The organism is Ruegeria sp. AM2, from assembly GCF_056540685.1.
The window spans coordinates 208,159-231,347 of the sequence record NZ_JBQFXE010000002.1; the positions used below are offsets into that span (position 1 = coordinate 208,159).

The 23,189-nt window shown below is 57.9% G+C and carries 24 protein-coding genes; 14 read left to right on the forward strand and 10 right to left on the reverse strand.

Annotated elements, in window-relative coordinates; translation table 11 throughout:
• Window positions 1–14: 14 nt before the first annotated feature.
• The 3 genes from ACR0CR_RS06570 to ACR0CR_RS06580 all read left to right on the forward strand — a co-directional run bounded on the left by ACR0CR_RS06570 (window position 15) and on the right by ACR0CR_RS06580 (window position 2,567).
• A complete protein-coding gene (locus ACR0CR_RS06570) occupies window positions 15–1,202 on the forward strand; it encodes an acetylornithine transaminase (RefSeq protein ID WP_480597767.1) in 1,188 nt (395 codons plus the stop codon).
• Between the two features lie 78 nt (window positions 1,203–1,280).
• Window positions 1,281–2,207 (forward strand): ornithine carbamoyltransferase, encoded by a 927-nt coding sequence (argF, locus tag ACR0CR_RS06575; protein ID WP_480597768.1) that lies wholly within the window; start codon window positions 1,281–1,283, stop codon window positions 2,205–2,207.
• Between the two features lie 12 nt (window positions 2,208–2,219).
• Window positions 2,220–2,567 carry a 5-carboxymethyl-2-hydroxymuconate Delta-isomerase gene (locus ACR0CR_RS06580; RefSeq protein WP_480597769.1) on the forward strand — a complete coding sequence of 116 codons (348 nt, stop codon included), beginning with the start codon at window positions 2,220–2,222 and terminating at the stop codon, window positions 2,565–2,567.
• Between the two features lie 25 nt (window positions 2,568–2,592).
• On the opposite strand, the gene ACR0CR_RS06585 is transcribed toward ACR0CR_RS06580, so the two are convergent.
• Complete coding sequence (locus ACR0CR_RS06585; RefSeq protein ID WP_480597770.1) at window positions 2,593–3,189, reverse strand: ferric reductase-like transmembrane domain-containing protein; 597 nt, start codon at window positions 3,187–3,189, stop codon at window positions 2,593–2,595.
• A gap of 6 nt (window positions 3,190–3,195) precedes the next feature.
• A complete protein-coding gene (locus ACR0CR_RS06590) occupies window positions 3,196–3,654 on the reverse strand; it encodes a peptidase associated/transthyretin-like domain-containing protein (protein ID WP_480597771.1) in 459 nt (152 codons plus the stop codon).
• Between the two features lie 265 nt (window positions 3,655–3,919).
• Here ACR0CR_RS06590 and ACR0CR_RS06595 point away from each other — a divergent pair, with 265 nt between their 5' ends.
• Entirely contained in the window at window positions 3,920–4,882 is a 963-nt protein-coding gene (locus ACR0CR_RS06595) for a pirin family protein (protein ID WP_480597773.1), read from the forward strand.
• A gap of 67 nt (window positions 4,883–4,949) precedes the next feature.
• Window positions 4,950–5,960, forward strand: a complete 1,011-nt coding sequence (locus ACR0CR_RS06600; RefSeq protein WP_480597775.1) for a 2-dehydropantoate 2-reductase — start codon at window positions 4,950–4,952, stop codon at window positions 5,958–5,960.
• Here ACR0CR_RS06600 and ACR0CR_RS06605 read toward each other — a convergent pair.
• The 3 genes from ACR0CR_RS06605 to hrpB all read right to left on the reverse strand — a co-directional run bounded on the left by ACR0CR_RS06605 (window position 5,917) and on the right by hrpB (window position 10,475).
• Window positions 5,917–7,395, reverse strand: coding sequence for an inorganic phosphate transporter (locus ACR0CR_RS06605; RefSeq protein ID WP_480597776.1), 1,479 nt, complete (start codon window positions 7,393–7,395; stop codon window positions 5,917–5,919). The two genes, ACR0CR_RS06600 and ACR0CR_RS06605, sit on opposite strands and share 44 nt — an antisense overlap.
• An 85-nt stretch (window positions 7,396–7,480) precedes the next feature.
• Window positions 7,481–7,942, reverse strand: coding sequence for an NUDIX hydrolase (locus ACR0CR_RS06610; RefSeq protein WP_480597777.1), 462 nt, complete (start codon window positions 7,940–7,942; stop codon window positions 7,481–7,483).
• A gap of 85 nt (window positions 7,943–8,027) precedes the next feature.
• Window positions 8,028–10,475, reverse strand: coding sequence for an ATP-dependent helicase HrpB (gene hrpB / locus ACR0CR_RS06615; RefSeq protein ID WP_480597778.1), 2,448 nt, complete (start codon window positions 10,473–10,475; stop codon window positions 8,028–8,030).
• Window positions 10,476–10,662: 187 nt separating this feature from the next.
• Between hrpB and meaB the strand changes: the two genes are divergently transcribed.
• The 5 genes from meaB to ACR0CR_RS06640 all read left to right on the forward strand — a co-directional run bounded on the left by meaB (window position 10,663) and on the right by ACR0CR_RS06640 (window position 14,664).
• The gene (gene meaB / locus ACR0CR_RS06620; protein WP_480597779.1) at window positions 10,663–11,661 is read left to right on the forward strand and encodes a methylmalonyl Co-A mutase-associated GTPase MeaB; all 999 of its coding nucleotides are present in this window, start codon (window positions 10,663–10,665) and stop codon (window positions 11,659–11,661) included.
• A 138-nt stretch (window positions 11,662–11,799) separates the two neighbouring features.
• Window positions 11,800–12,993, forward strand: a complete 1,194-nt coding sequence (locus ACR0CR_RS06625; protein WP_480597780.1) for a Hint domain-containing protein — start codon at window positions 11,800–11,802, stop codon at window positions 12,991–12,993.
• A gap of 119 nt (window positions 12,994–13,112) precedes the next feature.
• Window positions 13,113–13,400: a 50S ribosomal protein L28 gene (gene rpmB, locus ACR0CR_RS06630; RefSeq protein WP_120633384.1), complete on the forward strand. Its 288-nt coding sequence runs from the start codon at window positions 13,113–13,115 to the stop codon at window positions 13,398–13,400.
• Between the two features lie 403 nt (window positions 13,401–13,803).
• A complete protein-coding gene (locus ACR0CR_RS06635; RefSeq protein ID WP_480597781.1) occupies window positions 13,804–14,160 on the forward strand; it encodes a hypothetical protein in 357 nt (118 codons plus the stop codon).
• Window positions 14,161–14,199: 39 nt separating this feature from the next.
• Complete coding sequence (locus ACR0CR_RS06640) at window positions 14,200–14,664, forward strand: copper chaperone PCu(A)C (RefSeq protein WP_480597782.1); 465 nt, start codon at window positions 14,200–14,202, stop codon at window positions 14,662–14,664.
• A 74-nt stretch (window positions 14,665–14,738) separates the two neighbouring features.
• Here ACR0CR_RS06640 and ACR0CR_RS06645 read toward each other — a convergent pair whose 3' ends face one another.
• Together ACR0CR_RS06645 and ACR0CR_RS06650 are read right to left on the reverse strand one after the other, a co-directional pair.
• Entirely contained in the window at window positions 14,739–15,347 is a 609-nt protein-coding gene (locus ACR0CR_RS06645) for an HdeD family acid-resistance protein (RefSeq protein WP_480597783.1), read from the reverse strand.
• A 67-nt stretch (window positions 15,348–15,414) separates the two neighbouring features.
• Window positions 15,415–16,110, reverse strand: a complete 696-nt coding sequence (locus ACR0CR_RS06650; protein WP_480597785.1) for an NAD-dependent deacylase — start codon at window positions 16,108–16,110, stop codon at window positions 15,415–15,417.
• Between the two features lie 28 nt (window positions 16,111–16,138).
• On the opposite strand from ACR0CR_RS06650, the gene ACR0CR_RS06655 reads away from it, so the two are divergent.
• Window positions 16,139–16,588, forward strand: a complete 450-nt coding sequence (locus ACR0CR_RS06655) for a low molecular weight protein-tyrosine-phosphatase (RefSeq protein WP_480597786.1) — start codon at window positions 16,139–16,141, stop codon at window positions 16,586–16,588.
• Between the two features lie 113 nt (window positions 16,589–16,701).
• The gene (locus ACR0CR_RS06660; protein WP_480597787.1) at window positions 16,702–17,067 is read left to right on the forward strand and encodes a hypothetical protein; all 366 of its coding nucleotides are present in this window, start codon (window positions 16,702–16,704) and stop codon (window positions 17,065–17,067) included.
• A gap of 188 nt (window positions 17,068–17,255) precedes the next feature.
• Here the strand turns inward: ACR0CR_RS06660 and ACR0CR_RS06665 are convergent, their stop codons facing one another.
• From ACR0CR_RS06665 to ACR0CR_RS06675, 3 genes are all read right to left on the reverse strand, one after another.
• A complete protein-coding gene (locus tag ACR0CR_RS06665; RefSeq protein WP_480597789.1) occupies window positions 17,256–18,197 on the reverse strand; it encodes a LysR family transcriptional regulator in 942 nt (313 codons plus the stop codon).
• A gap of 66 nt (window positions 18,198–18,263) precedes the next feature.
• Window positions 18,264–18,572: a hypothetical protein gene (locus tag ACR0CR_RS06670; protein ID WP_480597791.1), complete on the reverse strand. Its 309-nt coding sequence runs from the start codon at window positions 18,570–18,572 to the stop codon at window positions 18,264–18,266.
• Window positions 18,573–18,713: 141 nt separating this feature from the next.
• Window positions 18,714–19,676: a tetratricopeptide repeat protein gene (locus ACR0CR_RS06675; protein ID WP_480597792.1), complete on the reverse strand. Its 963-nt coding sequence runs from the start codon at window positions 19,674–19,676 to the stop codon at window positions 18,714–18,716.
• 416 nt (window positions 19,677–20,092) lie between these two features.
• Between ACR0CR_RS06675 and lepA the strand changes: the two genes are divergently transcribed.
• Window positions 20,093–21,892 carry a translation elongation factor 4 gene (gene lepA, locus ACR0CR_RS06680; RefSeq protein WP_480597793.1) on the forward strand — a complete coding sequence of 600 codons (1,800 nt, stop codon included), beginning with the start codon at window positions 20,093–20,095 and terminating at the stop codon, window positions 21,890–21,892.
• A 165-nt stretch (window positions 21,893–22,057) separates the two neighbouring features.
• A complete protein-coding gene (locus ACR0CR_RS06685) occupies window positions 22,058–22,999 on the forward strand; it encodes a hypothetical protein (RefSeq protein WP_480597794.1) in 942 nt (313 codons plus the stop codon).
• The last annotated feature ends 190 nt before the right edge of the window (window positions 23,000–23,189 follow it).

Genomic DNA, 23,189 nt, shown 5'->3' on the forward strand with positions numbered 1-23,189 from the left:
AAAAGGATGATCCGATGATCCCGTCCGTTCTGCCGACCTATAACCGCGCGCCCCTGACTTTCGTGAAGGGCGAAGGCGCCTGGCTGACCGAGGCGGATGGCCGACGTTTTCTTGACCTCGGCGCAGGGATCGCGGTGAACGCGCTGGGCCACGCGCATCCGGCGCTGGTTGCGGCGCTGACGGAACAGGCCCATGCGTTGTGGCATGTCTCGAACCTCTACAACATCCCTCAGCAACAGGCGCTGGCCGACAAGCTGGTCGAGCATACCTTTGCCGACACGGTGTTCTTCACCAACTCGGGCACCGAGTCCTGCGAGTTGGCCGTGAAAATGGCCCGCAAGTATTTTTATGACAAAGGCCAGCCCGAACGGGTCGAGATCATCACCTTCGACGGCTCCTTCCACGGCCGCTCCTCGGCAGGCATCGCTGCCGCCGGGTCCGAGAAAATGACCAAGGGCTTTGGCCCCCTGCTGCCTGGTTTCGTGCACCTGACATTCGGGGACCTCGACGGCGTCACCAACGCGATCACCGAGAACACGGCGGCCATCATGATCGAACCGGTGCAAGGCGAAGGCGGCATCCGCCCCGTGCCTGATGCAGAACTCAAAGCCCTGCGGCAGATTTGTGATGAAAACGGCCTGTTGCTGATCCTTGACGAGGTTCAATGCGGCGTCGGGCGAACCGGCAAGCTGTTCGCCCACGAATGGGCCGGTATCACCCCCGACATCATGATGGTCGCCAAAGGCATCGGCGGCGGCTTCCCTCTGGGCGCGGTTTTGGCCACCGAAGAGGCCGCCAGCGGCATGACCGCAGGTACCCACGGCTCGACCTATGGCGGCAACCCGCTCGGCTGCGCCGTCGGCTGCGCGGTGCTGGATCAGGTCGCCACGCCCGCCTTCCTCGAAGGCGTCAACCGCAAGGCAGGCCTGCTGCGCCAGAAACTCGAAGGCCTGATCGCCGATCACCCCGACGTCTTCGAGGAGGTGCGCGGCGCGGGCCTGATGCTCGGCTTGAAATGCAAGCCCTCCAATATCGACGTGGTCAATGCGGGCTACGATAACGAGGTCATAACGGTCCCCGCCGCCGACAACGTCATCCGTCTGCTGCCGCCACTCACCCTGACCGAAGACGACATCGCCCAAGCCCTGATCCGGTTGGACAAAGCAGCCACGCAGGTCGAATCCACGTTCGAAAACGCCTGATCCTTCATCTTTTCAGAAATACTCCGGGGGTCCGGGGGCAGCGCCTCCCGGGCCATCGACAGCCAAAAGTGACACGATATGAACCATTTCCTCGACATTCACAAAACCGACGCCACTGCCTTGCGGTCCATGATCGACCAGGCAGCGGCCATGAAGCAGGCCCGTCTCGGGCGCCCCAAAGCCGCGCCGGACGACGAACAACCGCTGGCAGGTCGTATGGTCGCCTTGATCTTCGAAAAACCCTCAACCCGCACCCGCGTCTCTTTCGACGTCGGAGTGCGCCAGATGGGGGGCGAAACCATGGTGCTGTCCGGCAAGGACATGCAGTTGGGCCATGGCGAAACGATTGCTGACACCGCCCGCGTTTTGTCACGCTATGTCGACATGATCATGATCCGGACCTTTGACGAAACCATCCTGACCGAGATGGCCGAGTATTCGGACGTGCCCGTCATCAACGGCCTGACCGACCGCACCCATCCCTGCCAGATCATGGCCGATATCCAGACCTTCGAAGAACACCGCGGCCCCATCGCGGGCAAGAAAGTGGTCTGGACCGGAGACGGCAACAATGTGTGCGCCTCATTCCTGCACGCCGCTGGCCAATTCGGATTTGATCTCACGTTCACCGGCCCCGCCCAATTCGATCCTGAAGAAGAGTTCATGGGATTCGCCCGCCAGAAGGGATCAAAAATCGTGGTCGAGCGCGATGCCTACAAAGCAGTCGAAGGCGCAGACCTCGTGGTCGCCGACACATGGGTTTCGATGCACGATTCACAGTCCGCCAAGGAACGCCGCCACAATCTGTTGCGTCCCTATCAGGTGAACGCAGACCTCATGTCCCACGCCAAACCGGACACGCTGTTCATGCACTGCCTGCCTGCCCACCGCGAGGAAGAAGCTACGTCCGAGGTCATGGACGGCCCCAACTCGGTCATCTTCGACGAGGCCGAAAACCGCCTGCACGCGCAAAAGGCGGTGATGCGCTGGTGTCTGGACGTCTGAACGGACCGCACCATGCCCCATGTGACACTGGAATTCTCGAAAGAGATCGAACAAACCCACGATGTTCAGGCCATCTGCGACCGGCTGTTCTCGGTTCTGGCCGACCATCCGGAATTCGATGCCGACACGATCAAAATCCGCGCCACCCCGGTCGCGTATTACCGCACTGGGTCCGAGCCCCAAAGCTTTGTCCACGCCACGCTTCTGCTGATGCAGGGGCGTGACGAGGCGACGCGTACCGCACTCAACGCCCTTTTTCTGGAGGTTCTGGCCGACGCTCTGCCGCAGGTCGGCAGCATCACTGTGCAGGATGTTCAGATCAACCGTGCGTCCTATGCCAAACGGCTCGTCGGGAACTAACCGGCACCCGGCGGCGCATCCAAACTCAGCTGCGCCGCCCCGTCTCCCAGATGCGAAGCTTGATCACCGTCGAAACGCTCGCCAACACAACCAGCACACATATCACCACCTTGGTCATGACCTCCATCGTGCCCTCGATCAGCAGCGCATGCACGACGCTGCCAACGATCGTAACCATCGCCAACCCTGCATGGCCCAGCCGCCAGATGCGGAACCGCATCCCCAACCGCTGGCGGTAAATACCCAGCACAGCCGCTGCCAAAGCCGCCCACATCGCGGTCACACCCCAGACTGAAAACGGTGTGGGTGAGGCAAACAGCAACGCATCCACAACATCCGGCGGGCTGGTCAGCCAAAGCCCGACCACATGAGTCACAATTGCTGCAATCAACGCCAAACCGAACGCCTTGTGCCAGCGACGGCTATCCATCGCGGACAAGGGCAGCCAGCGCCCCGCCAACAAGGGCTGCATCAACAACAGGCATAGGCTGATGATCCCGGCAAACCCGGCCACGACATATACCGGCTGCCGCCATGCCAACAAAGGGCTGAACGCCGCCGCGATGACCGGCACTGCCAGCACCACGATCACCGCCCCCCAGATCAGAGCATTGCGCAGCACCAAGGCTCAGACGGGCTGCAACACAAAATGCGCGGCCAGGGTCTTATCTTTCGAACTGGCCATCACGGGCCGCAGAAACACAGTCTCGAAATCGCCACTGTCATAGGCCAGATGCCCATGCGCCTGCCCAAAGGCGGGTACAATCTGCGGCATCTCCAGCCGGAATTCCCCATTGGCATCGGTCAACGTCGCGCCATGGCTGCGCTGGTCGCGTTCATGGCCTTCGGTCGTATGCGCCCAGATCTGGATGCGCTGGCCGGGCAGGGGCACTCCGTCGCCCGCCCGCCGCACGGTGCCGGTCATCCAAAACCCGCCGCCGCCGATCCGCTCGACGATGGGCGCGCCAGGGCGATAGTTATTGGCCCCGCCGCGCATCGATGGCGTAGGAGCCAAGTCATTTGCCCACGCGGGCCGCAGCAATCCGGTTGCACCGGTGGCAAGCGCAGCGCCTCCGGCGATCATCATCGTCCTACGAGAACAGGATTTCCTCATCATGCCACCCTTTTTGCACAAGCGATGCCCCTGTCAGGAGCGGTTTCTCTCAAAGATAGCATGATTGCGCAACCTTCCGAGACCTCGTGCCGAAATTTGAACCAGGCGCCTGAACGCCGCTGATTGCCCACCCTTACGAACCGCACTGACCTTGTGCGCCCATGCGGATGGAATTCGGGAAACTTGCCCTATATCGTGCATTGGCGAACGTAATGCCAAGGATCACGGGAGAGCAGGCATGAGTTGGAACCCCACCCACAGCCCCGATTGCGCATCCGAAAATCCCGCCCTCGACGCGTTGATCATTCCGCGTGCTCGCGATCTCGGAGGGTTCGAAGTGCGCCGCGCCCTGCCATCGGTTAAACGCCAGCTTGTCGGCCCTTTCATCTTCTTCGACCAGATGGGCCCGGCCGAGTTCATAACTCAGGGCGGCATCGACGTCCGTCCGCACCCCCATATCGGGCTGGGCACCGTCACCTATCTCTATCAGGGCGAGTTTGAGCATCGTGATAGTTTGGGTACGCACCAGATGATTTATCCAGGTGAGGTCAACTGGATGGTCGCGGGCCGCGGCGTCACCCATTCCGAACGTACCAGCGCCGAAACCCGCGGCCAAAAACACAGCCTCTTCGGTATCCAGACCTGGATCGCCCTGCCCGAAACGCATGAAGACATGGCCCCCGATTTCGAACACCACAAACAGGGCGCGCTGCCGCATATTCAGGATGCAGGTGTGAGTGCCCGCCTCATCCTCGGGTCTGCTTATGGTGAGAGCAGCCCGGTCACGATGCTGTCCGAGACTTTCTACCTTGACGTTCAGCTTGCCCCTGGCGCGTCATTTCCTCTGCCGGATAATCACGAGGATCGGGGCGTATATGTGACTGAAGGCGCGGTCGAGATCGCAGGAGACACCTTCGAAAGCGGGCGTATGATGGTGTTTCGCCCAGGCGACCAACTGTCGGTTAAGGCGGGACCCCAAGGGGCGCGGCTGATGCTTCTGGGCGGCGCAACCCTGAACGGGGACCGCTACATCTGGTGGAATTTCGTCTCGTCGTCCAAAGAAAAGATCAATACCGCGACCCAGGAATGGAAAGCGGCCGATTGGGCAAATGGTGCCTTTCAACTTCCACCGGGGGACGATCAGGATTTCATTCCAATATCGCAAGAGCTTGAACGTACGCGGCCAAGACGGGCGCGCTGACCGCACGTAAGTGCCGCTTGTTCGCGATCCTATTCTCGGTGATCCTATCCGCAAGGGGAGGGTGACCATGAAGATCGTATTCGCAGGTGCCGGCAGTATCGGGTGTTTTTGCGGGGCTTTGCTGGCGAAAACCGGGCACGATGTCACCTTGTTGGGCCGCGCTCGTATTCTTGATCCCATCGGGGCGCAAGGTTTGACGGCGACCGATTTTTCGGGGCTACGCTGTCATATTCCTGCCAGCGACCTGACACTGACGGAGAGCCCCGAATGCCTCGCTGACGCCGATGCCGTGATTGTCACGGTCAAATCTTCGGCGACTTCCGAAATTGCACAGCAGATACTGCAAAGAACTCCAAATACCGTCCCCGTTCTGTCGTGGCAAAATGGGATCGAGAACGCCCAAACCCTGCGCGAGGCGCTTCCGGATCATGAGGTCAGGGCCGGAATGGTGCCCTTTAACGTCGTGCCTTCCGACAATGGACATTTCCATCGCGCCACATCCGGAGAGATCGTGATCGAATCCGGCCCCGATTTGTTGGGCGCTCGCATCAGCGCGCCGGGACTTCCCGTGCTTGAAAGCGACGAAATCGAAGCCATTCAGTGGGGCAAGCTGCTGATAAATTTAAATAATGCGTTGAATGCGTTGTCTGGTCTGACACTAAAGGATCAGCTATTGATCCGCGAATGGCGTCGGTTGATGGCCGATCAAATGGTCGAGGCGATGACCGTTCTGAAGATGGTCGGCATCCCGGTCACCATGACAACGCCGTTGCCCGCCTGGATGGTTCCTTGGGTTCTGCGCTTGCCAACGCCGCTCTTCTTGCGGGTGGCTGCCCGTATGCTGACCATCGACCCCAATGCCCGATCCTCGATGGCGTATGATCTTGTCGCGGGGCGTGCGACTGAAGTTGAAAGTTTTCAGGGCGAAATCATCCGGCTTGGCGCTCATATCGGCGTCCAAACCCCGATTTGCGAAAAGGTTCGCTTGCTGATCGAGCAACGGCCGACCGCCGCGATGTCTGCAGAACAGGTTGCTAGTGAAACGCCGTCAAGAGAGAGAAGATCAAAGCTGACATAATCGCCACTGCGGGCACAGTGATGATCCATGCAGCTATGATTGTCATGAAATGAGACCTGCGAACCAGTTTGCGTCGTTGGTGCTCTTCCCGCGCCAGGCGCAGGTCCGGCGGACGCTGGTGATTTGAAATTCTCCAGCGGTGTTCGCTTTCCCATTCCCGGTAGAACCCAACCCCGAATACGGCACCGATGGCAATGTGGGTCGAACTGACAGGAAGGCCGAACCAACTGGCCAGCGTCACCGTGATTGCGGTCGAAAGTGCGATGCAGAAAGCGCGAACTGGGTTGAGTTTCGTGATTTGCATGCCGACCATCCGGATCAGCCTTGGGCCGAACAGAAACAGGCCAAACGAAATACCGAACGCTCCGATCAGCATCACCCAACCAGGGACGGAAACCACTTCGGCGACGTCGTGAAATTCACGCGCGTGTACGATCCCCGCCAGCGGTCCGATCGCGTTTGCAACGTCGTTGGCACCGTGGGCAAAACTCAGAAACGTCGCTGCGATAGCCAAGGGCAGGGCAAATAGCGCCTTCATCGCTTTTGATCGGTTCTCAAGCCCGACAGATCGGCGCCGAACCCAGGGTATTGTCACCACCCAAATAAACAGCCCGACGACGATGCCAATCATCAGCGCGGTACCGGGGCGGATCTGGACGACCCGGTTCAAGCCTTTGACCGCCATGTATGTTGCGAAAGCCCCAGCCATCAGACCAACCAGAATGGGCACCCACCGGCGTGCGGCGGCGATCTTGTCGTCTTGGTACTGGATTTTCGCCTTGATCAGCGCAAGGAATGCGGCCGCGATGATCCCGCCTAACAAGGGCGAGGTCATCCAACTCAGGGCGATTGCGCCCATCGTGCTCCAATTGACCGCTTCAAGCCCTGCAGCCGCGATGCCCGCCCCCATAACGCCGCCAACAACCGAGTGTGTGGTCGAAATCGGAGCGCGCATCCAGGTCGCGAAATTGACCCACAGCGCCGATGATATCAGCGCCGCCATCATCGCCCAGATAAACACTTGCTCGGTCTGAACGGATGCGGGATCAATGATCTCGGTCGAGATGGTTGATACCACGTCACCGCCTGCAAGCAGCGCGCCTGCGCCCTCGGCAACTGCAGCGATGGTGATTGCAACGCCCATCGACAGGGCATTGGCACCCACGGCGGGGCCCATGTTGTTGGCTACATCGTTGGCACCGACATTAATGGCCATGTAAGCCCCGAACACAGCTGCCGCCACAACCACAACGCTGCCATCAGCCCGTCCGAACAGCACCGCAGCCGTCAACCCCGCCAGCACCAGAAACGCCAAAACGATGCCGGGCGCCAGCAATGGGCGCGCGACAAAAGCGTTGGCATCTTCGACACGCGAAATGCGATGCAAATCCGTGTCCAGCGCCTTCCAGCGGGTTGTGGAGCGTTTATTCGGCATCTTTTCCGGGGTTTTCAGTTTAGCGCCCGGAGCTAACGGTTTACGCAAGGTTGTGCAATATGTCCGTCACGTCCTTGTTCGAATTTTACATGTGGCGCAGCAGTTCGCTAAGCTCGGGCTCATTGACCTTTTCTGCTGCCTCTTCCGGTGAGAACCAGTGACGCTCGCGTTGACCGACCTCTGGATACTCATCGGCCAATTCAGTGACCTCGACCAAATATACGCTGGTTACCACCGGCAAAACTGATCCGTTGTTCATGGCTTTGTCATAGGTGTATTGCCCGATTGGGTCAGGGCTCAGACTTAGTGCGCGCACGCCTGCTTCTTCCCAGGCTTCCTGCCGCGCCGTTTCTGCCCCATCCAACCCGTCAATGGGCCAGCCTTTGGGAATAATCCAGCGCCTGGTATCGCGGCTTGTAATCAACAAGACTTGGGTCTGGTCATTGATCACCCGAGTGCACATGGCCGCACACTGCACCCGTTGAGGGCGCAAAAAGAACGGTCTGGCAATCTCTGCCCATATTTTTCTGAGCCAATTCGGCATCATAAGTGTTCCGCGTTTTCAGTCTTGAGATCGTCAACCTAATTGTTCCGGCTGGATTGCTCAATGTTCGCTTGTCGTGAATGCCCGGTCAGGAGCTACGCCGTTTGGCCCGCAGGGTCGGGTCCGCCTGTGTCGGGTCTTCTGGCCAGGGGTGTTTGGGGTATTGCGCGCGCATGTCCTTGCGGACGTCCGCATAGGAGCCCGCCCAAAACCCCGGCAAGTCCCGAGTGATCTGTATCGGGCGCTGCGCTGGCGACAACAAAGTGATCTTCAGCGCTTGCCCCCCAACAACGGGATGTCGTGTGACCCCGAACAGTTCTTGCAGACGAACCGAAATTTCCGGCACCGCGCCAGAGTAGTCAATCGGGACTTTGCGTCCCAGTGGGGTCACGAACGCCCCCGGAGCACGGCGGTTGAGTTCCTGAGTCTGCGACCAATCCAGACGGGCGGTCAGAGCGGGCAGAATGTCGAACCTCTTCCACTCCTCAGCGTTGCGAACACCGGAAAGCATGGGCAGAAGCCAGTCTTCCATCGTGTCGGTCAAACCAGTGATCGAAAAATCGGGCAGGTCCGAACCTTCGGCCCTGACCAACTCTACACGCGCAGCAAGGCGGGCGGCCGCTCCGGTCAGTCGCAGGCCAAGATCGCGGACACCTTCCAGCATAGCCTGCGCAACAAGGTCGTCCGGCGCGCCTTTCCAGATGCGATCCTCAAGTGTGATCGCCCCGAACCGCTCTTGTTGGCGCGTTACAACCCTGCGTTCGCGTTTTGACCAAGTGCATGTATCAACCCATTGAATTTGATCGGCAAACAGGTCGCGAATTTCGCGTTCGGAAATCTGCGCTGCCATGCGAATGCGCGCCTCGCGCGGGTTGCCGTCGGTATCGGTTACGACCAGGTAGGGCGCGTTGGCGAGCGTGTCATCGCTGGCCAACACGGCACCTTTGCCGCCGGACAGAACATAACGAGGTACGTCGCCATTTCGCCGCTGTCCGATGCGATCCGGATAGGCGAGCGCCGCAATTGAGGCGGTGCTGAGCTCCGTCTTGCCGCCCTTTGAACGCAGCCGCTTGGCTTCGGCCTTTATCCGGTCGATGGCTCCGGGGTTCAGCTGCCAGGGCCGTTTGCGCTGAAAGGCGCGGGTATCTCGAAGCGCCTCAAGCCGCAGAAGAACGTCCGCCGGAGCACCTTTGAGCGGATCCCTTTCGGCCAACAAAGCCGCAAGCGGTGCGGCATCAGCCCCGCCGCGCACAAGCATGTGGCCCAGTCGCGGATGAAGCGGCAACGCGGCCAACGCGCGCCCATGCTCGGTGATCCGACCCTTGTCATCCAGCGCCCCGAGCATCGTCAGCAATGCGCGCGCTTCGGTCATCGCACCGTCAGGAGGTTTTGTCAGGAATGCCAAATCCTCTGGTTCCGCACCCCAAAGCGCGAGTTCCAGAGCGAGCCCTGTCAGGTCTGCAGCTTCGATCTCGGCCGGCGGGTACGCGGCCAGCGCACCTTCTTCGCCTTTGGACCAAAGCCGAAAGCAAAGGCCTTCGGACACGCGACCCGCTCGTCCGGCCCGTTGCGTAGCTTCTGCCCGCGTTACGCGTTCGGTCACCAGCCGCGACATTCCCGAACCCGGATCGAACCGCGCGCGGCGCGCTTGGCCCATATCCACTACGAAGCGTATGTCCGGGATGGTCAGAGACGTTTCGGCAATGGACGTGGCCAAAACAACCTTGCGCCCTGTTTCAACCGGCATGATTGCCGCGCGTTGGGCCGCGAATGGCATCGCCCCGAACAAGGGTCTGATCGCGCAATTGGGGGGAAGGCGTTTTTCCAACGCCGCCTGAGCTTTGCGAATTTCGCCTTCGCCGGGCAAGAAAACCAGAACGCCGCCGCCCATATCGCGAGTTTCCGCCTCGGCCTGCGCGACCAAATCCACCAAAGCATCCAGACGTCGCGCCTGAGCGCCCATCGGTCGGCTGAGCCATTGTATCTCCACCGGATAGCTGCGCCCCTCGGACGTCACTAACGGGGCGTTCATAAGTTTCCCCACAGGCTCTGCGTCCAAAGTTGCCGACATAGCCAAAAGGATCAGGTCGTCACGCAACGCTTCTGCCACTTCAAGGCACAGCGCGAGGCCCAGGTCTGCGTTCAAGGAACGTTCGTGAAATTCGTCGAAGATCACAGCGCCCACGCCGGGCAGGTCAGGATCGGATTGCAGCATCCGGGTCAGAATGCCTTCGGTCACGACCTCGATCCGGGTCGACTTGGATACCTTTGCGTCACCCCGCACCCGGTATCCGACGGTTTCGCCCGCGCGTTCCCCAAGGGTTTGGGCCATCCGTTCAGCCGCAGCGCGGGCTGCCAGTCTGCGCGGCTCTAGCATGATGATTTTGCCATCCGTTACGTTGGCCTCAAGCATCGCCAAAGGCACTCGTGTGGTCTTGCCCGCGCCCGGTGGGGCCTGCAAAACGGCACGCCGATGCTGCTTGAGCGCGTCAAGAAGGTCAGGAATCGCAGCGTCGATGGGCAGTTGTGAGGTCATGAGGGTGTTATCGGTCAATGGGCATGTCTGGTCCAGTTCTGCAATCGACAATCTGACGCGTGTGGTTTGCGGACCTGGCCCAGACGTGTTGTGCGGATTTTGCTGGTCCGGCGTGTAAGACAGACGCGTTTCACATTTCTGAACTTTGACGGGCTGGACAAATCGCCCTTAGCGGCTGCAAGTAGTCATGCTGAATATTCTCGGGGTCGAAATGGAAACGGACAACCTTGGTGAGAGGATCCTAAACGGAGACAGGCGCGCTCTGGCTCGCGCAATTACTTTGGTCGAAAGTGGTCGTGCGGATCACAGGGCACAGGCGACGGACTTGCTTGCAAGTCTGTCCGGGGCAGCGCGGCAATCCTTGCGCATCGGTCTGTCTGGTACGCCGGGGGTCGGTAAATCGACCTTTATCGAAAGCTTCGGTATGATGCTGACGGGGCAGGGGTTGCGTGTGGCCGTGTTGGCCGTTGATCCCAGCTCTGCGCGGTCCGGTGGTTCGATTCTGGGCGATAAAACCCGGATGGAGCGCCTGAGCCGCCAAAAGAACGCCTTTATCCGACCCTCTCCAAGCCAGAGCCATCTCGGCGGTGTCGCCCGCCGCACCCGTGAGGCAATTGCACTGTGCGAGGCGGCTGGTTTTGATGTCGTTCTTATTGAAACCGTTGGCGTAGGGCAGTCTGAAACCGTTGTTTCAGAGATGTCCGATCTGTTTCTACTACTGCTGGCACCAGCCGGTGGGGATGAATTGCAGGGTGTCAAACGCGGCATCATGGAAATGGCTGACATGATCCTGATCAACAAGGCGGACGGAGATCTTAAGGCGACGGCGACCAGAACCTGTGCTGATTACGCGGGCGCGCTGCGTTTGCTGCGAAAGCGTCCACAAGACCCTGAAGGCTTTCCCAAGGCAATGACGGTTTCCGCGGTTGAAGAACGTGGATTGCAAGAGGCTTGGCAAGAGATGCGGTCACTGGCCAGTTGGCGTCGCGATGCGGGCCACTGGGACAGCAACCGCTCGGCTCAGGCCCAGTATTGGTTTGAGCAAGAAGTCAGAAACGCCCTCTTGGCGCGCTTGTCCTCACCAGTTGCCCGCGTTGAAATGGAGCGACTTGGCGCGAAGGTGAGCACCGGTCAACTTAGCCCATCGGCCGCAGCGGATGAGATGTTGACCTCTTTGATGCGCTGAAGGACGCACAGCCTGACAGCGCCTATGCGAGCACTGTCCGTCACCCTGCAACCTGTGATTGTGAAAGCCTATCTATTTGGTGAATATGTGATAAACTGAGAACAAGGCGACAGTCCCAGGGCACAGGAACCGTGACACATGCCCAATATCAATGGCACGAACGGTAACGACAATATTGACGTCAACAATGACGACGGCACGCTGAACGGCACGCCGCAGGGGACGCCGATTGACAATGTGCGCGGACGCGGTGGCGACGATACCATTGTCATTCAGGACAGCACCGTCACTGGCGTGGTTGTCGGGAATGCCGGAAATGACAATATCACCGTTACCAATAGTACAATCGGCAACAGAGTAACCGGCGGCTCGGATGACGATGTTGTCAACGTGAGCGGTTCAACGATCGGCACGATTCGCCTTGGGTCCGGAAATGACACTCTGAATTTCCGAAGCACGACGATTTCACAGGATATTCGTGGCGGCGGTGGGACTGACACTCTGAACCTGCCGGTGGGCACGGTGATTACAGATGACAACTTTGGCGTCATCACGGTGCAGGATGGTGTTGGGTATTCCGTTTCCAGCGGAACATTTACACTGCCATCGGGCATTACCGTTACATATTCCGCTTTTGAGAACGGCTCTGGGGTGCCATGTTTTACCAAAGGCACACGTATTGCGGCGCAAAACGGAGAGGCTCGCATTGAGGAACTTGCGCCGGGAGATTTGATCCACACGATCGAACAGGGGCTGCAGCCGATCCGCTGGATTGGCCGTCGCCGTTTTGAACGCGCAGCGTTGCAGGACAACGAGCGTCTGTTACCGGTCCGCATTCTGGCAGGTGCCTTAGGTGAGGGCCTGCCCAGCCGCGATCTTCTGGTGTCCAGGCAACACAGGATGTTGGTGAGGTCCCGTATCGCCAAGCGCATGTTCGGAGAGGTCGAAGTGCTGATCCCTGCAATCAAACTCACCGCGCTTCCTGGTATTTTTGTCGATGACACGGTGCCTGATGTCGAGTACCTGCATCTTCTCTTTGACGGTCATCAGGTGATCTTCGCCGAAAATGCGCCCACCGAAAGCCTTTACACCGGTGCAGAAGCGATCAAGTCGCTAAGCGTCGAGGCACGCAACGAAATTTTCGAGATCTTCCCCGAATTGGCCGGACCCGGTTTGCCAAGATCACCCGCGCGGCTTATTCCGTTCGGAAGAGAGCAAAAGCAGCTGGTTCAGCGGCATTTAAAAAACAACAAACCGCTGTTGATGACGTCGGCAAATCCCGAGTTTCCGCGTTTGGACGGAGGCGCAAAGAATTCGCACGCGCCGTCTTGACCCTTCCAACGATTCCCACTACACGCATCCAACCAGTTTTCGGGCGCGACTTCGGGTTGCGCCCCTTGTGATTTGGCCGAGGGCGGTAAGCCTGGCCTCCAGAAACAAAGGAAGAAACCATGTCGCGCCGTTGCGAACTGACCGGAAAAGGCCCGATGACTGGCAACAATGTCAGCCACGCCAAAAACAGAACTCGTCGTCGTTTTCTGCCCAACCTGAACGACGTTACCCTGCAGTCCGAAACTCTGGGTCGTGGTGTCAAGCTGCGCATCTCGGCGGCTGCTCTGCGTTCGGTAGATCACCGCGGTGGTCTGGACGCGTTCCTGGCCAAAGCTAAGGACGATGAACTGTCCGATAACGCGTTGAAAGTGAAAAAGGAAATCGCCAAGGCCCAAGCCTCGGCCTGATCTTTTCACATACGTTTTTCAAAGCCCTGCACCCCAGCGTGCGGGGCTTTTTCTTTGTCTGAACACAGTCGGCCGCGCAAATTGTTCGCCATTTGGGGACAATTCAGTCATTGTCGTGATCTTGTTCACATACAGGCTGTCGGAGATCCCATAAGCTCAGACATATTTTCATGGTGGAGGGTTTCCCATGCCTTTCAAGTTTAGCGATATTATTTTTATTGTCCCGAACACGATCGTCGCCGTTGTTGCGCGGTGCACCCGGATGCAAAGCAAGGTCAACCAATTGCACAACGGTTTGAACGCCGAAGTCGTCAAGCCACCAGAGACTTGACCGGGCCATACTGTCTCGATCCTGTTTTTACGCTTGAACTGATCTGGTGGGGCTGACAATAGGCAAAACAGGATGCCTGGTTCACTTCGAAGTTTACTTGCGATCGCATTGTCCCTGCTGGTTGTATTGACCGGGCAGGGGCTTGCGGCGTCCCGCGGGATGGAGCGGGCCGTGGGACAGATGATCCTGTGCACCGGTAACGGTCCCGTGGTCGTTTATTCGGACAAGAACGGGCAGCCAACACGGGCACCGCACTATTGTCCAGATTACGCACTTTGTTTGTTGGGTGCGGTGGACGCCAGCACGCCCGAACAGATGGTTTCACGGAAACGTCACGAACAACCTCTTCCGTTGTTTGAAATCGGGCTGAAATCCGTGCCTGTGCCCCACGCATCCGCGCGTGCACCTCCTACCTGGCCTCAAGCTTGAATATCAAACCAAGTCAGACACTTATCAAGGAGAGGCCAAATGTCTTTCAAATCCACTCTGGCCACGTCACTGGCGGCGATAACCATGGCAACAGTCGCGCTTGCAGACAGCGAAATCCAGGTCTCGGATGCCTATGCACGGTCTTCAGGAAAGAGCGCCAAGGCAGGGGCTGCATTCATGGTCATTGAAAACAAGGGTGATACATCTGATCGCCTGACCGGAGTCGTATCTGATGCGGCTGCGCGGATTGAACTGCACACACATGAGATTGATGCGAACGGCGTCGCCAAGATGGTGCATGTCGAAGAGGGGTTCGAGATCCCGGCAGGCGAGGCGCATATGCTGAAACGCGGTGGCGATCACGTAATGTTCATGGGCCTCACTGCACCGTTCGAGCACGGCGGGACGGTTCCGGTCACTCTGATCTTTGAACAGGCCGGAGAAGTGACAGTCGAAATTCCCGTGGATCTTGAGCGTCAGGACGACGCCGCGCATTCGCACTGATCGGGACACCTGTCTTCGGGCCGCTGTGCGGCCGTCATCCATGTGTCAGGCCGGGCAATGCCCGGCCTGTTGCGTTAGCGGTTGACGACTCGCATGGACAACCGGTCGCCTGCCTGTTTGAAGCGCGCGGCCAGAAAGAACATCACAACCGCCGATGTCAGGGCAAAGAATGCGATGGCCCAGCCAAGGGCGACCATCCCGCTGCCGGGCCAGAAAATCATGATCAGGCCGACGATCAGCGCGACGATACCAGAGTTTCGAACCGCAGGTCTGTCCGGGTCGGCCTCGTGCATTTGCGGGACTGTCATCAGTGAACCGATACCCATGAGCAACGCCATTGCTCCGAGAAGAGTGAAAGCAAGCCATGCCACCCCTTGCGGCCATATCAGCAGCACCAGACCAATCAGCATTGCGCCGACCCCCAGACCCCCGGCGACGCCTCGGCGACCAAAGCCCATCCATGTCAGGCCGCCATCCAGTATGAGCACAACCCCAACCAGCCGTAACAGCAGGGATATGCTGCCGGTCGGCCAGAACAGCGCAGCAATACCAATCAGACCCGCCAACACGCCTCGCAGCAAAAACGTCCACCACAAGCTTGCCAGATTGTTGCTGATTGCGTCCCGATCCCTCAGCCCGTCTTCGCCGAGAATTTCGCCCTGTTGCGGTTTGTCGTCTGCCATGTGCTTTTCCTAAATGAACCTACGCCGACTAAATCACGTAATCCCACCAATGTCTGCCGCGCAAATCTTAATGCTGGCCCAGCAGGCGGTTTACCCATTGCGGCACAACCTCAGTCGCGGGACCAAGCAGGGTGTGATCAAAGCTGGATGACCCGGCGGACGGCTCCAGATTCAATTCATAGGTCTTGGCCCCCGAAGAGAGCGCCTCGTGTACGAAAGCGGCGGCGGGATAGACCTGCCCGGACGTCCCGATTGCGGCGAAAATGTCTGAGTTTGCGAGATGGTCATAAATCGCGTCCATATGGTAGGGCATCTCGCCGAACCAGACCACATCGGGTCGCCCAGCGGGTGCGGAGCAAGCGGGGCAGGGCTCGCCAACGGACATCTCGGGCGGGGCTGTCCAGCGATGATCGCATGCGGCACAGAGTGCACCTGCGAGCGTGCCATGCATATGGATGACGTCCCTAGCTCCTCCGGCCTCGTGCAGGCTGTCTACATTTTGTGTCACGATCACAACCTGCCCGGACCATTCCCGTTGAAGCTGCGCAAGGGCCTGATGCGCTGCGTTGGGCTTTGCGGTGGCCGCAAATTCCCGGCGGGCATTGTAGAATCCCTGTACCAACGCCGGATCGCGGGCAAACCCTTCGGGCGTCGCCACATCTTCAAGACGGTGTTTGGACCAGATGCCCCCCTCGTCGCGAAACGTGCTCAGCCCGCTTTCGGCTGAGATTCCGGCCCCAGTCAGAATGACAATCTTTTCCATCTTTGCCTCACGCGTTACACCTTGACCCATGAGCCACCGTATCCTGTTTGTTTGTCTGGGCAATATCTGCCGTTCCCCCGCTGCAGAAGGAGCCTTTCGCGCCCGCGCACCGCACTACGTAACTGACAGCGCCGGAACCTCGGGCTGGCATATCGGAGATCCACCATATGGACCGATGCGAAAGGCGGCAAAGGCGCGTGGAATAGCTCTGGACGACTTGCGCGCGCGCCAGTTCGTGGCCGTGGATTTCACCCGCTTCGACCTGATAGTCGGCATGGATGCCGATAATGTCGCGGGTATCGAGGCCCTGCGTCCCGAGGGCAACAAAACCCCTGTCCGTCTTCTGACTGATTTTGCACCCCATACCGGCGCGGATCACGTCCCCGACCCGTATTATACGCGCGATTTCGATGGCGCGCTGGATCTGATCGAAGAGGCGGTTGCCGGGTTGGAGGTGTATTTGGGGGAAAAACAATAGGGTATTGCGCGGATCGTTTTAGCGAGATGGCCCGGCAGTCCCAGTTAGCCGATAACATATGTCACCGCGCGCGTGAAACGCTTTTGGTTGAGCGGCTATGTCTCGGAATTTGAGTGGCTAATACAGAAGAAAATACTCGCCCCGATACAGGCCCACAAGAAATGCGTGCCAAGAGAGAGCAATTCGATATCTGTATTCAGGTAGCGGTTTGTAATAAAGCCAACAAGCGGTGGCAAAAACAAAAAGCCGAACGCACCTCCGGCCACTGCGAAACGAGCGATGATATGCTCGGAGGCCCTGAGGACGTAAGTGGAGACAGCACTGGCCAATTTGTCGCCCAGAGTGACCCCAACCCAAATGCTGACAAAAAACGCGAAGGAGCCAATGCCTTTTTGGAAATCGCCGTCAAAAATCATGGCAGCCGAGATGATGATGAATGGCGCGATACCGACCCATGGCAGCGCCCGCGACTCTCGTAGTTTTCTAAAGAATTCCATCAACATACCGCTCGAATAACACAGGCGGAAGCACAAACAAGGCAGCGCCCGCAGCAATCGCGTTCAAAGCTCATCCTGTTCGTGAGGCAGAGTTTTGTCTTCAAATTGAGTTTCAGGTAGCAAGGGCGCCTTGCCGCGCTCACAGTTTTAACACGGCGCTCGACCAATACTTACCCCATCACCTTCAATTCCCCACTCAGCCATGGCAATTGAACCATCGCCGGATCGATGATCTGGCTCTGCATCAGTCGGCGGATCATGTCTGCCACCTCTTGCGGCACCTGATCGGACCAGTCCGAACGGGTGAACAGCGAGATCATCCTTGAAAACTCGCCAAAAGGTGAGGGCAGCGCGTCGATCCCGTCGTGGAACCGCGCCGCGCGCATATAGCCCAGCGGCGTGGTGATCGCCCAGCCCAAGCCCCGCGCCACCATCGCCATCAGGGCCAGATGCGAGCCGATCTCGAACCGTTCCTCGAACTCCAACTGCTGCCGTGCCAGATGAGATTCAATCTGCCGGCTGATCAGCTGTTCGCGCGAATATCGCAGAAAGGGCAGGGTCTGCGTGGCATCCTCGGCCCCCTTCGGCACCACCAGAATGAACGGGTCCTGCACCAAAGGGTACTCGACCACGCCCTCCAACACTTCGCCGCTATGGGCAGACACGGCCAGATGAAGGCGCTGCGACTCCAGCGCCTCGAAAATCTCAAGGCTGGGCAGGGTGGTGAGTTTGAATTTCGACCGGGTCAGACTGTCGGCCAGCAAAGTCGCCAGCCGGGGCGTCAGGTCGTTGTCGAAATCGTCAATCAGACCGATAGATAGCGTCGTCAGATGCCCCAGATCCATCACCGCCAGTTCGCTTTGGGCCATTTGCAGCTCACCCAACACCGCCTGCGCTCGGGCGAGAAAGCTGCGCCCGGCCTGCGTCAGTCGCATTGGCCGCCGCCCATGGTCCACCAGTTCGGTGCCCAGAGCATTCTCCAGATTGCGCAATTGCTGAGACACCGACGGCTGGCTGAGCCCCGTTATCTCGGCCGCCTGCGCCACCGATCCCGTCCGCGCCAGAGCCTCGAACACCTCAAGGCCCCGCAGGGTCAGCCCTTTCATCACCATAAGATACACCTTTCGCTGCGCCTTTCTGAGGCGCAGCGGGCATCAGGTCAAGGATTTGCCTGAGGCTTAGCTGCAGATCGCCTGCGCCATCTGGCCAAAGTTCTGATACCGATCCCACAGCGCATCATCGCGCGCGGTCTGCGACATCTTCAACTCCTGCGCCTGATGGGGGTCTTCGAACCATTTGGCGACGGTCTTCTGATCACCGCGCGTCAACGCCTGATCCGCCACGCGCTGGATGCACGAGCACCGCGCCCGCGTCGCCGCCGACCGGTCCGACGCCAAACACGCCTGCTTGATCTTGGCCGCCTCTGCAACCGGAGCAACCGCCGTCAGCGATGCCGCACAACATGCGATTAAGAGGAACTGTTTCATACTCGAGCCTCGTTTTTGCCTGCCCGGACGGGTCTTCTGCCCCTCTCGGTCTGCGGCGGAGTATGAATCAAAGTGGATTCGGGATCAATCGGGTGGTTCGAAAAAGTGAATGCATGCTCACGATTTGCCGCAATTTTCTAGCTATTCCGTCTTCTTTTGCATGTAATGAGCCAGATCGACCATGTTCTTGCGGATGATGCCCCCATAAAAGGTCTTTGCTTCTTCGGACAGGCCGCCACGTTCAATGGGATTGAATAGGTCGCCAGTTTCAACACAAGAAACCAGTTCTTCAAACAAAAGGAAATCTTCTTCTGAGGTCTCTCCGTCTTCCCCCAGTTGGAGGCCCATCGAATACGTAACATACGCGGCCTCAATCAGCTGTATTCGCGCCATGTTCGCCTGTTTCTCAAGCGTCGTGTTGCTTTCAATGGTCTCGGGATGAAGTGAATCCCAGAACTTCGGAAATCGCTCTGCGACTTGGTTGGACGTTATTATGCAGTCCCTTTCCTCAACGGCGACTTCTAAGTCAGGCAAAAGCATCGGGCAATCGGGACCAAGTTCGATGCATGATCGGAAAAACAGTGCTCGGCTCTTTTGATCGCTTGGCCTACTCAAAACAGCGATTTTCAAGACTTCGGCGGCAGCTTCTGCTCGACCAAGATCAAGCCTCATTCTTCCCAGTTCCTGCGGCATCCAATATCTTCTGGGGTCTTCCGAAGCTGGATAAGCTGCCATGAGTTGGGAATAGTACTCGTCCGCTTCTTCAAAACGCTTAAGCTTGGTGAGGAGACGGAATTTTCTGTTCGCGCTGTATCTCATGGTCGGTTCTAGCGCCAAGGATTGTTCCACGGCTTCCAACGCCGCTAGATCTTCGTCGAGCCTATCAAGCGCGAAGCTTTTGCCTTGCCAAGCTCGAAAGTCTTTTGGGTTCAGTTCGATAGCTCGATTAAAATCAACCAATGCTTCAGCGGATTCATCTAACCGGTACAAGGCGTATCCACGACGCACATGAAAGGCGGCGAGCATTTTTGACGATGAAACTCCGGTATTGATCAGTTCCGTGCAGATATCAATGATCAAGTTCGGGTCCTGCTTGCGGTTCATGCATGGCTCTGTTGCTGGATCGTTTATAGTAACTAGTGAACGTTCAGGTCTTTCGCGCGTTGCCCAGCCAACGGAAAGAATAATAACAATAAGGGCGACCAAACGTATGAGAATCCGAGACTTACCTAGTTTCAACTTTCGAAATCCAATAATTAGTTCTGTTGTCGAGACCGCTTCGTGGGCAACAACAGAGGCCGAAATCGCTTTATGGCAGAGTGCATTTCATCAATTTCTCGTCAAGAGGGATTTCGGTCAATTGGTACGATTGGCTCCACCAAACCGTGCTGGTTTGGCCCGCTAGCGCGCGGTGCATTTTTTCGTGGGTTGGTCTTGGCTAAAGCTAGGTTCGCGGCGAGGCTGCTTTCGTGTACTTTCCTGCATTGACCAAACCCCAAAATCTCTACATATCCCAACCCATGACAGACCTCGCTCATATCCGCAATTTCTCCATAGTCGCGCATATCGACCATGGCAAATCCACCCTTGCTGACCGGCTCATCCAAGAGACCGGAACGGTCAAGGATCGCGACATGAAGGAACAGCTGCTCGACAGCATGGATATCGAGCGCGAGCGTGGCATCACCATCAAGGCCAACACGGTTCGCATCGACTATACCGCCGATAATGGTGAGCAATACGTGCTGAACCTGATCGACACCCCCGGCCACGTGGACTTTGCCTATGAGGTCAGCCGGTCCATGCGCGCGGTCGAAGGCTCGCTGCTGGTCGTGGACTCGACCCAAGGAGTCGAGGCGCAGACGTTGGCGAACGTCTATCAGGCCATCGACGCCGACCATGAGATCGTGCCGGTGCTGAACAAGATCGACTTGCCCGCGTCGGACTGTGACCGCGTGGCCGAACAGATCGAGGACGTGATCGGCATTGATGCGACCGACGCCATTCAGGTCAGCGCCAAGACAGGGCAGGGCATCCACGAAACGCTTGAGGCCATCGTACAGCAACTGCCCGCACCGCAGGGCAATCTGGACGCGCCGCTCAAGGCGATGCTGGTGGATTCGTGGTACGACGCCTATCTGGGCGTCATCGTACTGGTCCGCATCATGGACGGCACGCTGAAAAAGGGGATGCGGGTCAAGTTCATGTCGAACAACACCCTGCACCATGTGGACCGCGTCGGGGTTTTCCGGCCTGAGATGGAGATGGTGGACTCGCTGGGCCCCGGTGAGATCGGCTTTCTCACCGCCTCGATCAAACAGGTCCGCGACACCCGCGTCGGTGACACGATCACCAATGACCGCAACGGCACCGAAGACGCGCTGGACGGCTTCAAACCCGCGCAGCCGGTGGTGTTCTGCGGCCTCTTCCCCGTCGACAGTTCCGAATTCGAAGACCTGCGCGATGCGATCGACAAACTGGCGCTGAACGACGCCTCGTTCTCATTCGAAATGGAAACCTCCGCCGCGCTGGGCTTTGGCTTCCGCTGCGGCTTCCTGGGCCTGCTGCACCTTGAGGTCATCCGCGACCGCATCGAACGCGAATATGATATCGAGCTCATCACCACCGCGCCGTCGGTGATCTATCACGTCTACATGAAAGACGGCGAGATGATCGAGTTGCACAACCCCGCCGACATGCCCGACCCGTCCAAGGTCGACCATATCGAGGAGCCGCGCATCAAGGCGACCATTCTGGTGCCCGACGAATATCTGGGCGACGTGCTGAAACTCTGCCAGGACCGCCGCGGCATCCAGCTGGACCTGACCTATGCGGGCACCCGTGCGATGGTCGTGTACGACCTTCCCCTCAACGAAGTTGTGTTCGATTTCTATGATCGCCTGAAATCGGTAACAAAAGGTTACGCCAGCTTTGACTACCAGATGACCGGTTATACCGAGGATAATCTGGTCAAGATGTCAGTGCTGGTGAATGACGAGCCGGTCGATGCGCTGTCGACCATGGTTCACCGCGACCGGGCCGAGATGCGGGGCCGGGCGATGTGCGAAAAGCTCAAGGACCTGATCCCGCGCCACATGTTCAAAATCCCGATCCAGGCCGCCATCGGAGGCAAGGTCATCGCTCGCGAGACCCTCTCGGCCCTGCGCAAAGACGTGACCGCCAAATGTTACGGAGGCGACGCCACGCGGAAACGTAAACTGCTGGACAAGCAGAAGGCGGGTAAGAAGAAGATGCGCCAGTTCGGGAAAGTTGATATCCCGCAGGAGGCGTTTATTAGCGCCTTAAAAATGGACAGCTAAAAGCTGGCCATTTTTACGGCGGGTGGGCGAAAGCGGTTGGCGCAGCCAACTAGCGTGCCGACACTGTGGGGTTTTTGGGTATTCCGACTGTGACTAAGGCATCGGTATTGAAGCACTATTTGAATTTGCTCTATCTATTGTCTGCATTCGAAACGAGGAGCAGATATGCCGAATTCTCGCGAAAGCACCATCGCCAAATATGGTTGCTATCACACAAGATGTAATCTTTGCGGTAAGGTATTTCGGTTTGACTCCTACAAGTATGAGTTCATGGATAGTGATCAAACTTACTTTGCCTGCACGAGGTGTAGTGAACAGGTAGAAGTTAAGAGAAAAGAAACGGTGCTCGGCAGTTACACCGAACCAGATGCTGACGAGCATCTCTGGCGTTACATGTCAGTCGATCACTTTCTTGATCTATTGCTGCGCAAACAACTTCATTTTACGCAGCTTGGTTTCTTTGCCGACAAGTTCGAAGGTAGGATCGGGAGCAAAGAACAAGAGAATGTATGGGATGAAGAAATGTCTGCCGTTTATGCAGAAATCCTGACCATGCCGCGTCCCGATGGAACAGTTCCAACTTTTTCGGAGAAAGAGCTTACAAGGCTGTCCTCCCAACACGCTCAAAGTCACAAGGAAATGTTCGATAGAAACCGAAGCGAGATATACGTAAACTGCTGGCATCGCGCCGCACACGAGTCTGTTTTGATGTGGAGTGTCTACACAGGTGGTTTGCACAATGGTGTCAGTATAAAATCCACTATGAGACGTCTGAGGCGTTCTACTGGCCGCACACGCGAAAGATCATCGGGTGTAGCGCAAGTAAAGTATATAGACTTCCGCAAGAAAACAGCAGTCGTGAATTTCAGTTTTGTTTATAAGAGGTTGGCGTTCGCCTCTGAACAGGAGGTTAGGTATTTTATCCGCAATCACGATGATGCTGGGCCTTTCATGAAAGTTGAAGCGGGGTTAGAAGACCTAATTGAAGAGGTAATCGTTTCACCAGAAATGCCTTCTTGGCAGTTTGAGAACCTAAAGAGCATTTCAGAATGCTTGGGGCTAAGACTGCGTTTCCGCCAATCGGACCTTAACGACGACCCATTCTGAGCATCAATGGTGTGCCCGGCGGCACTGCCGGGCCGCGCCGACCCGCCCCCGTCAAACCGGAGGTTTGCCTCCGGCAAAACGGGCGGCGTGTTTGCGTCACGGGGCTCTGCCCGTTTGACCCTGAAACGGTCCGCTGGACCGTTTCCGAGACGGTCCTCACCCCCTTGGGTCGGCGCTGCCCTAAGTTCTG